The sequence below is a fragment of the Pseudomonas sp. SED1 genome (genome assembly GCF_034044025.1).
Taxonomy (GTDB): Bacteria; Pseudomonadota; Gammaproteobacteria; order Pseudomonadales; family Pseudomonadaceae; genus Aquipseudomonas.
Window position 1 is genome coordinate 1 of record NZ_JAXCIS010000113.1, and the last position, 9,649, is coordinate 9,649.

At 61.0% G+C, this 9,649-nt stretch carries 9 protein-coding genes; 6 read left to right on the forward strand and 3 right to left on the reverse strand.

The genetic code is table 11. The annotated features are described in order from the left end of the window. Positions 1-38: 38 nt before the first annotated feature. The 3 genes from xylB to SNL23_RS14555 all read left to right on the forward strand — a co-directional run bounded on the left by xylB (position 39) and on the right by SNL23_RS14555 (position 5,294). Entirely contained in the window at positions 39-1,520 is a 1,482-nt protein-coding gene (gene xylB / locus SNL23_RS14545) for a xylulokinase (protein ID WP_318302568.1), read from the forward strand. A 12-nt stretch (positions 1,521-1,532) separates the two neighbouring features. Next, positions 1,533-2,471: a carbohydrate kinase family protein gene (locus SNL23_RS14550; protein ID WP_318302569.1), complete on the forward strand. Its 939-nt coding sequence runs from the start codon at positions 1,533-1,535 to the stop codon at positions 2,469-2,471. A gap of 156 nt (positions 2,472-2,627) precedes the next feature. After that, complete coding sequence (locus SNL23_RS14555; protein WP_318302570.1) at positions 2,628-5,294, forward strand: autotransporter family protein; 2,667 nt, start codon at positions 2,628-2,630, stop codon at positions 5,292-5,294. A gap of 2 nt (positions 5,295-5,296) precedes the next feature. Here SNL23_RS14555 and aqpZ read toward each other — a convergent pair whose 3' ends face one another. Then, positions 5,297-5,989, reverse strand: coding sequence for an aquaporin Z (aqpZ, locus tag SNL23_RS14560; RefSeq protein ID WP_076013618.1), 693 nt, complete (start codon positions 5,987-5,989; stop codon positions 5,297-5,299). Positions 5,990-6,267: 278 nt separating this feature from the next. Between aqpZ and SNL23_RS14565 the strand changes: the two genes are divergently transcribed. Further along, on the forward strand, positions 6,268-6,528 hold the full coding sequence (locus SNL23_RS14565; protein WP_076013619.1) for a DUF2790 domain-containing protein: 261 nt from the start codon (positions 6,268-6,270) through the stop codon (positions 6,526-6,528). A 90-nt stretch (positions 6,529-6,618) separates the two neighbouring features. Here the strand turns inward: SNL23_RS14565 and SNL23_RS14570 are convergent, their stop codons facing one another. Both SNL23_RS14570 and ilvA read right to left on the reverse strand, forming a co-directional pair. After that, positions 6,619-6,894, reverse strand: a complete 276-nt coding sequence (locus SNL23_RS14570) for a DUF1652 domain-containing protein (protein WP_063029815.1) — start codon at positions 6,892-6,894, stop codon at positions 6,619-6,621. A 504-nt stretch (positions 6,895-7,398) separates the two neighbouring features. Then, positions 7,399-8,421, reverse strand: coding sequence for a threonine ammonia-lyase, biosynthetic (gene ilvA / locus SNL23_RS14575; protein WP_318302571.1), 1,023 nt, complete (start codon positions 8,419-8,421; stop codon positions 7,399-7,401). Between the two features lie 258 nt (positions 8,422-8,679). Between ilvA and SNL23_RS14580 the strand changes: the two genes are divergently transcribed. After that, entirely contained in the window at positions 8,680-8,883 is a 204-nt protein-coding gene (locus tag SNL23_RS14580; protein ID WP_017475587.1) for a ParD-like family protein, read from the forward strand. Continuing rightward, the gene (gene map / locus SNL23_RS14585; protein ID WP_318302572.1) at positions 8,880-9,635 is read left to right on the forward strand and encodes a type I methionyl aminopeptidase; all 756 of its coding nucleotides are present in this window, start codon (positions 8,880-8,882) and stop codon (positions 9,633-9,635) included. The genes SNL23_RS14580 and map overlap by 4 nt, the downstream gene beginning before the upstream one ends. Positions 9,636-9,649 lie beyond the last annotated feature (14 nt).

The following is a 9,649-nucleotide window of genomic DNA, read 5'->3' on the forward strand; positions in this document are numbered from 1 at the left end:
GACCGAGTTCTCCATAAAAATAGGCTGAGCGACCCACCATGACCCAGCAAAACCTCTATCTCGGTATCGACTGCGGCACCCAGGGCACCAAGGCCATCGTGCTGGACGCCAGCAGCGGCAACGTCCTGGGCCTGGGCGCTGCCAGCCATACGCTGATCAGCGGCGCCAATGGCCGCCGCGAACAACACACCCAGGAGTGGCTCGACGCCTTTACCGAAGCCACCCACCGCGCCTTGCAACAAGCCGGTGTGGACGGCCAGGACATCCTCGCCATCGGCGTCTCCGGCCAGCAACATGGCCTGGTGCTGCTCGACGACCAAGGCCACGTGCTGCGCCCGGCCAAGCTGTGGTGCGACACCGAAACTGCGCCCGAAAACGATCGCCTGCTGCAACACCTGGGCGGTGAAAGCGGTTCCCTGGAGCGCCTCGGCGTGGCCATCGCTCCCGGCTACACCGTGTCCAAACTGCTATGGACCCGCGAACAACACCCGGAGGTGTTCGCGCGCATCGCGCATATCCTGCTGCCCCACGACTACCTGAACTACTGGCTCACCGGCCGCGCCTGCGCTGAATACGGTGATGCCTCGGGCACCGGTTATTTCAACGTACGCACCCGGGAGTGGGACCTGGCACTGCTGCGCCACATTGACCCCGAAGGACGCCTGGAAGCCGCACTGCCCGAATTGATCGAAGCCAATCAGCCAGTGGGCACCATCCTGCCCGCCATCGCCGAGCGCCTGGGCATCAACCCGAATGCGCAAGTCTCCAGCGGCGGCGGCGACAACATGATGGGCGCCATCGGCACCGGCAATATCGCCCCCGGTGTGATCACCATGAGCCTGGGCTCGTCCGGCACCGTGTATGCCTTTGCCGATCAGGCCAACGTCAGCCCGCAGGCGTCGGTCGCGACGTTCTGCTCCTCCAGCGGCGGCTGGCTGCCGTTGATCTGCACCATGAACCTGACCAACGCCACCGGCGTCATCCGCGAGCTGTTCGACCTGGACCTGGCGGCGTTCAACGCGCGGGTGGCCGAGGCACCGATTGGCGCCGACGGCGTGAGCATGCTGCCGTTCCTCAATGGCGAACGGGTGCCCGCCCTGCCCCACGCCACCGGCAGCCTGCACGGCCTGACCATGACCAACCTGACCCGCGCCAACCTGTGCCGCGCCGTGGTCGAAGGCACCACCTTCGGCCTGCGCTACGGCCTCGACCTGTTGCGCCAGACCGGCCTGCAAAGCCAGAGCATCCGGCTGATTGGCGGCGGTTCGAAAAGCCCGGTGTGGCGGCAGATGGTCGCGGATATCATGAACACCGAAGTGATCTGCACCGAACAAAGCGAAGCCGCTGCCCTGGGCGCAGCAATCCAGGCGGCGTGGTGCCAGTCCGGTGAGAGCCTGGCGCAGCTGTGCCAGCGTTGCGTCAGCGTCGACGCGGCCAGCCGCACGCTGCCGGACGCCGACAGCGTCAGCGCCTACCAGCAGGCTTATGAGCGTTATCAACAGCACGTGGCATCCCTTTAAGAGCGAACGAATATGTATTTGGTATGTGGCGAAGCGCTGTTTGATTTTTTCAGCGAGGACGATGCCAGCGGCAAGGCGTCCAGGGTCAATTACAAGGCGATTGCCGGCGGCTCGCCGTTCAACGTCGCGGTAGGTTTGCGTCGATTGGGAATCGACGCGGGCTTCTTCGCCGGGATCTCCGACGACTACCTCGGCCGGCGCCTGTTGCAGGTGCTCAAGGACGAAGGTGTGCGCGAGGATTTCCTGCTGGAATTCGCCGCGCCGACCACCCTGGCAATGGTCGCCGTGGGTGCCAATGGCTCACCGCAGTACAGCTTCCGTGGTGAAGGTTGCGCCGACCGCCAGTTGCAGCTCGAACATTTGCCCGTATTGGGCGATGAAGTACGTGGCGTACACATCGGCTCTTTTTCGCTGGTGGTACAGCCGATTGCCGACACCCTGCTGGCCCTGGTCCGCCGGGAAAGCGGCAAGCGCATGATCAGTCTCGACCCCAACGTACGCCTGAACCCCGAGCCGAACATCGAGCTATGGCGCGCCCGCGTGGCCGAGTTGGTCAAGCATGCCGACCTGATCAAGGTCAGTGACGAAGACCTGCACCTGCTCTACCCCGGCCAGGCTCCGGAAAGCATCCTGCAAGGCTGGTTGCAACACCGTTGCCAACTGGTATTCCTGACCCGTGGCGGCGATGGCGCGACGGTGTTCAGCCGTCAGCATGGCAGTTGGTCGGCACCGGCAGTCAAAGTTGTCATGGCCGATACCGTGGGTGCCGGCGATACATTCCAGGCGGCACTGATCACCTGGCTCACCGAGCAGCAACTGGACTCGGTCGAGGGCCTGCAACAGCTGTCCCGCGAACAGATCAGCAGCATGCTCACCTTCGCCACCCGCGCTGCGGCTCTCACCTGCAGCAAGACCGGTCCGGACCTGCCCTATCGTCATCAGTTGGACTGACAAATACACGATAGAAATCAATATGCCACCATGTAAGCCACGTATTACGTGGCTTACAGCCCTGCGGTTATCTGTCAGAAAATCCTGCACTGTGTCAAAAACTGTACTAAACCCAAAAAACATGTGCAGTTTTTATAACAAACACAGGGCAGATAAATGCGCAATAAACGGACTTTTCATCCTCGCGCCGTTTTGGCTGTCGGCATCCTCTCACTGCATTACCTGGCCCCCCAACAAGCCTTGGCGGCTTGCGTACTCACCCCGGGCCCCGGCAACGACACTTTCACCTGCGACAGCGGCACCAGCGCCACCGGCCTGACCGACCTTGCCGGCAATAACACCCTGGCCCTGCCCGCCGGCGGCACCGGCACCATCAACGGCAATATCAGCTTCGGCGCCGGCACCGACTTCGTCGATATGAATTCCGGACGCATCGTGGGGAGCATCACCCAGGGGGACGGCGCCGATCGTTTCCAGATCAGCTCGGGGACCGTGACCGGCGCAGTTTCCCAGGGCAACGGCATTGATGATTTCGTGATGAGCGGCGGACAGATCCAGTCCCTGGCCCAGGGCGATGGACGCGATACGTTCCTGATGACTGGCGGCACCATCGTCGGCGCCTTCGAAGATGGCGACGTGGCCAGGCAAACCGGCGGCACCATCGGCCGGGTCGACATGAAGCTCGACAACAACATCTATGACATGTCCGGCGGGTCAATTCTCGGCAACCTGGTGACCGCTTTCGGGACCGATACGATCATCGTCTCCGGCGGCAGCATCGGCGGCAATATCAGCACCAGTGGCGGCAACGACAGCATTACCGTCAGTGGCGGGGTCATCAATGGCGAGATCCGCGCCAGTGTCGGCAATGACACACTCAACTGGCTCAATGGCGGCCAGATCAAATCCGCGGTGCTGATGGGCGATGGCGACGATACCGCACTGCTCAGCGGCCTCAACGAAACCCTGCTTGGCACCACGCCTTCGATTGACGGCGGCCTGGGCAACGACCAACTGACCTTCGACAACACCACCTCCAGCACCGCTGCACGCTACATCGGCTGGGAGACGGTCAACCTCAACCACAACTCGCGCTTCGACCTGGCCGGCGACTTTTTCCTCGGCGACAGTGCCAGCAATACCGGCACCTTCAACATCGATGGCAGCAGTACCCTCGGCGTGACTCAAGGCAGCATCCGCCCCTACACCGCGGGCGCCCTGGCCACCCTGAACAACGCGGGCACCCTCGACATGACCACCCGCAGCAACAGCGCCACGGATACGTTGACCGTGTATGGCAACTACGTCGGCAACAATGGCCAACTGTGGTTGCAATCGGTACTCGGTGACGACAGTTCCGCCAGTGACAAACTGGTGGTTTCAGATGGGTCCATCAGCGGCAATACCCAACTGGCCGTGACCAACCTCGGCGGCGCCGGGGGCTTTACGCAGAACAACGGGATCGAGGTGGTGCAAGCGCTCAACGGCGCCACCAGCAGCACCGACGCCTTTGCCCTGAAAGGCTCGGTATCCGCCGGGGCCTATGAGTATCTTCTATTCAAAGGTGGTGTAACCGCTGGCACGGAAAACAACTGGTACCTGCGCTCGTCGGTGGTCGCTGTGCAGCCACCGGTGGTGGCGCCAACGCCGCCCACACCACCGGTGATCGTGCCGGTGCCTCCCATTCCCCCGGTGCCGCCCGTGGTAGCGCCGGATGAACCACCGGTGGAACCGCCGACCTCGCAACCCGTCGCGCCGGTGGAACCCCCTGATCCTGCGCCCAGCCAGGTAGCGGCGGCAACCTCACCGGAGTCGGCAGCGAGCAACCCGGTGTTGCCTACCGCCATCGCCGGGGCCGAGCCGATTCCGTTGTATCGCCTGGAGGTGCCGGTGTACTCGGTGGTCGTGCCGGCCGCGCAACTAATGACGCTGCAAGCCCTGGGTACCTTCCATGACCGCCAGGGCGAGCAAAGCCTGCTCAGTGAAACCGGGCCGGTACCGGCGGGCTGGGGCCGTGCCTATGGCAGTGACTTCAACAAAAGTTGGTCGGGCACGGTGTCGCCGAGTTTCGACGGTTCCATCAAGGGCTATCAAGTCGGCCACGACCTTTACGCCTCCGAGACCAGCGGCGGCCAGATCCAGCGTTTCGGCCTGTTCATCGGCCAAAGCCGTCTGCATGGTGACATCAAGGGCTTTTCAATGGGCTTCCAGGACAACCGCTCCGGGCGCGTAAAGCTGGACGGTGATAACTTCGGCGCCTACTGGACCCTCACCGACCCCAAAGGCTGGTACGTGGACCTGGTGGCCATGGGCACGCGTCTCGACGGTGACAGCAAATCCGACCGTGACGTGAAGATCGACAACAAGGGCCACGCCCTGGCCCTGTCGGCAGAAGCCGGTTACCCGATTACTGTTTCCGAACATTGGGTGGTGGAACCCCAGGTCCAGGTGATCAACCAGCAGATTGACATGGACAGCCAGCACGACGGCATCTCCAAGGTCTCATTCGCCTCCCAGGATTACTGGACTGGCCGCCTCGGTGCACGCTTGAAGGGCCGCTACCTGGTGCAGAACACGCCAATCGAGCCGTATGTGCGGGCCAACGCCTGGCGCACGTTCGGTGGCAGTGACACGGTGACCTACGATGACGTGGACCGGATTAAAACCGATCACACATCATCCACCGCCGACCTCGGTGTGGGCGTTGTGGCCAAGCTGTCGTCCACCGTCAGCGTGTACCTGGCGGCGGACTACAACACTCAACTGGATAGCAACACCCTGGAAGGATTCAGCGGCAACGCGGGGGTACGCATGAGCTGGTAGGCTCACGCCTGCCTGGGGCAGGTGACCCCTCGCGCGACGATGGCGCCGATCACCGCGCCCACGATCGGCGCCACCCAGAACAGCCACAGTTGCATCACGTATTCCCCCCCGGCAAACAATGCCGGCCCCGTGCTGCGGGCCGGGTTGACCGAGGTATTGGTGACGGGCATGGTCACCAGGTGAATGAGGGTCAGCGCCAGGCCGATCGCGATGGGCGCAAATCCCGCTGCCGAACCAGGACCGGTGACGCGCATGATGATGAACACAAAAAAGAACGTCGCTACGGCTTCCACCACCACTGCCGCCAGCAGGTTGTATTGCCCCGGGCTCAACTGACCATAGCCATTGGCTGCGAATGCACCTATCTCGAAATCCGGACGGCCGCTGGCGATCAGCGCCAATACGGCGGCAGCGACCATCGCACCGGCCACCTGGGCAATAATGTAGGGGACTACATCGATACCCGCCATCCGGCGGCCGACCCACAGGCCGATGGTCACCGCGGGGTTGAAGTGCGCACCGGAAATGCCGCCCACTGCGTAGGCCATGGTCAGCACCGTCAAACCAGCGGCCAGGGCCACACCGGCAAAGCCAATACCCAACTCTGGAAAGGCCGCCGCCAGTATCGCGCTGCCGCAGCCGCCGAAGGTCAGCCAGAACGTTCCGAGAAACTCTGCTGCGATTTTCTTTTGCAAACCCGACTCCGCCTTTTACACACGCCATCCGATTGATGGACCCGCGAGCGACGGTAGCAAGCGCGTTGTCCGGGCCTGTATCGGAGTTTTCCGGATTGTGTGCGTGAGGTTACGACTACGCTGAAGATGAAGCTTTTGTCAGTAAAGCCTCACTTAATCGATGGTTAATCCCCCGGGACGATCGTCGAATCGACCGCACTCGCACGGCTCCGGCCGATGCCCAGGGCGGCCGCGGCTCATCACCTCGAGAGCCTGCGAACGGCTTGCGGAGAAACACCATGAAACTGCGTACGTTAATGCTCGGTAGCGCATTTGCCCTGACGGCTGTAACGGGGATGGCACAGGCTGATAGCGCCCCTGTCATCACGCCTTATCACTACGGCGAGAAGATGGATGTGCAGAAGGTGCTTGCCATGCACGAAACCGATACCAATGAATGCAAAGTGATCAAGGCCGATATCAAGTTCGTGGACAGCGCCGGCAAAATCCAGGACGTGGGTTATCACAAACTGTCAGAAGCCTGTGATTTCCAGAATTGATCCAATGTGCGCTGTGATCACGCAAACGGCATCGGGCCTGGTGTTTATCCAGGCCCGCAAATCTTCACTGACTGAAGCTCAGCCGTGCGTTTAATAGAATGGACGTGCGCCAGCTCTCTTGAGGGCCGGGGCATGGGTGTGGGTGTGCTTGAGGTCTTCGCGCAACTCGGTAATCAAGTTGCAGATCGCCCGACTGCTGTCGAGCTTGTTCGCGCAAATGCCGGTGACCACCAGGTCGACCCGGTCATGGTCGATCTCGTGATAAACCTTCACCGTCAGCGAGGCGTCTGGCGCCTTAGTGACTTCACAGCGCTTGGGCAGGAAACTTCCTTCAATGATGCCGCGTAATTCCAGATCCGAAAGCATGGCCGACCTCTCCTTTTATGAGATTGCCAATCGATTGTTATCAATCTTCGTACTGCTGGCGAACGCGGTGACACGCTCGCCGTTTGCGCCTTACCAGCCTTGGCAGACGGCTTCACTGACCCAGCGTACTAGGCTCGTTTGAAACGCGTTGGATCCTTTCCTCATAAGCAAGAGCGTTACTTATATAAGTTACGTGGCAGACCGCCATTAACTCACCCGTTCGAGGTGTTAGCCGCTGTGTTTGTTGCTCATTCAGAGTTGTAACAGGATCTTATAAAGCATTAAACATGCCGTCAGGCCCACGGCGGAGCGCCCCAGACAAACCGCAGCTTTCGGACAAAAAACCGCCTGCCGGTTCATGCGTCTTGCAATGCACCTTCCCTGGCATCATGCAAAATGAAAGACCGCTCGTTATAAGTGCACCTAAAGAACTTTTTTCTACTTTGATAACCGCCATCCAAACGGGTGAATGTAACTAAATTAAACATTCGTTAGATTAAACGTTTAACCTGCCTGAGCTGCCACTCGTTCAGCAACATGCCGCAAACTATCGAAGTTAATATTGGCCCCCGAGTTGATCGCCACCCATGTTTGCCCCTGGATGCCGGTCTTCGCGACATGCTTGCGGATACCGGCAACAGCCAAGGCACCTGAAGGCTCAGTGATCGAGCGCGTATCGTCGTAGATCAGCTTGATGGCACTGCACAGTTCGTCATTGCTGACGGTGATCACTTCATCCACGTGGTGCCGACAGATTTCAAAACCATAGGCGCCGATCTGGGCCACGGCGGTGCCATCGGCAAAGCTGTCGACGCTCGGCAGCACCACCCTGCTCCCTGCGCGCAGTGCTGCCAGCAGGCAACTGGAGCCTTCGGGCTCGACGCCGATGATGCGCACTTCTGGGCGCAGGTATTTGACGTAGGCGGCAATACCCGCGATCAGGCCGCCGCCGCCCACCGGGACGAAGATCGCGTCCAGCGGCCCTTGCTGTTGGCGCAGCACTTCCATACCCACGGTGCCCTGCCCGGCAATCACGTCCGGGTCGTCGAACGGCGAGACAAACGTGCTGCCGGTGGTCTCGGCCAGCTGCAACGCATGGGCCAGGGCAAATGGAAAGCTGGCCCCATGCAACACCGCCTCGCCGCCTCGGGAGCGCACGCCCAACACCTTCAGCTCCGGGGTGCTGCACGGCATGACGATCGTCGCCTTGATCCCCAACTCCCTCGCCGCCAATGCCACGCCCTGGGCATGGTTGCCGGCCGACGCCGTGATCACACCCCGGGCCCTTTGTGCCTCCGTGAGTTGCACCAGCTTGTTGTAGGCGCCGCGAATCTTGAAGGAAAAGGTCGGTTGCAGGTCTTCACGCTTGAGCAGGATCTGATTGCCCAGCAACGCCGAAAGCGCCGGCGCCGCCTGCAACGGCGTGCGCACCGCCAGGTCGTAGACCGGGGCGGCCAGGATCTTTTTCACGTAGTGCTCAAGCAATCCCGAATCTTCGGTCTGGCTCGCCGCCGGGTGGGTACTCATGGGTGTCTCCTGGGAATTTACAGAGCCCTGGAGACGGAAAAACAAAACCCGCCTCTAGGGCGGGTTTGGGTACAGCCGAGCGCTATCCCGCCAGATGAGGAATGGCGGTAATAATGCTTGGCTGGCAATGATAGGTTTGAAATGTCATGAATTGAAATTAACCGGCGGTGCCGGGCAAGTCAATGGCGAAACGCCAGGCTTTACGTAGAGCATACGAAACGTATACGCTTTGTATATCAACCCTGCACAGTGAAGCTCATGGGCATCGTCAAGATCACCGACCAATTGCACGAACAACTCCGTCTAGCCAGCGCCACCATGGACCGTTCCATCAACGCCCAGGCCGAGTTCTGGATCAAGATCGGCCTGCTCGCCGAGCTCAATCCGCACCTGGCCTATAACGACCTGATCAACAAACTGTTGCTGGACAAACCCGACCTGATCCGGGGGCGCGCGCAATGATCAAGACGGCGGAACAAATCGCGGTGATGCGCGAATCCGGCCGCCTGTTGGCCCAGGTGTTTACCATGCTCGACGGCTTTGTCGCCGCCGGCCAGTCAACCCTGGAGATCGACAGCGCCGTAGAAGCCTACATCCGCAGCGACCTGCAATCACGGCCTGCGAGCCTGGGCCAATACGACTACCCCTTCTGCATCAACACCTCGATCAACGAGGTGGTGTGCCATGGCATGCCGAGCGCCAAGGCGGTGCTCAAGGACGGCGACATCGTCAATATCGACATCACCCTGGAAAAAGGCGGTTTCATTGCCGACTCCAGCAAGATGTACATGATCGGCAACGTCGCCCCCAAGGCCCGGCGCCTGGTGGAAATGACCTTTGAAGCGATGTGGGCCGGAATTCGCCAGGTCAAGCCCGGCGCACGCCTGGGGGATATCGGCTACGCCATCCAGAGCCATGCCCAGAGCAACGGCTACAGCGTGGTGCGTGAATATTGCGGGCACGGCATCGGCCGCGAGATGCACGAAGAGCCGCAGATCCTGCACTTTGGCCGTCCCGGCACCGGGCTGGAACTGCGTGAAGGCATGGTGTTTACCATTGAACCGATGCTCAACCAGGGCAGCGCCAAGGTGCGCAGCTTGAAAGACGGCTGGACGGTGGTGACGCGGGATAACAGCCTGTCGGCGCAGTGGGAACATACCGTGGCGGTGACGCGGGATGGGTTTGAGGTGTTGACGTTGCAGCCGGACGTCTGAATGGCGCAAATCCC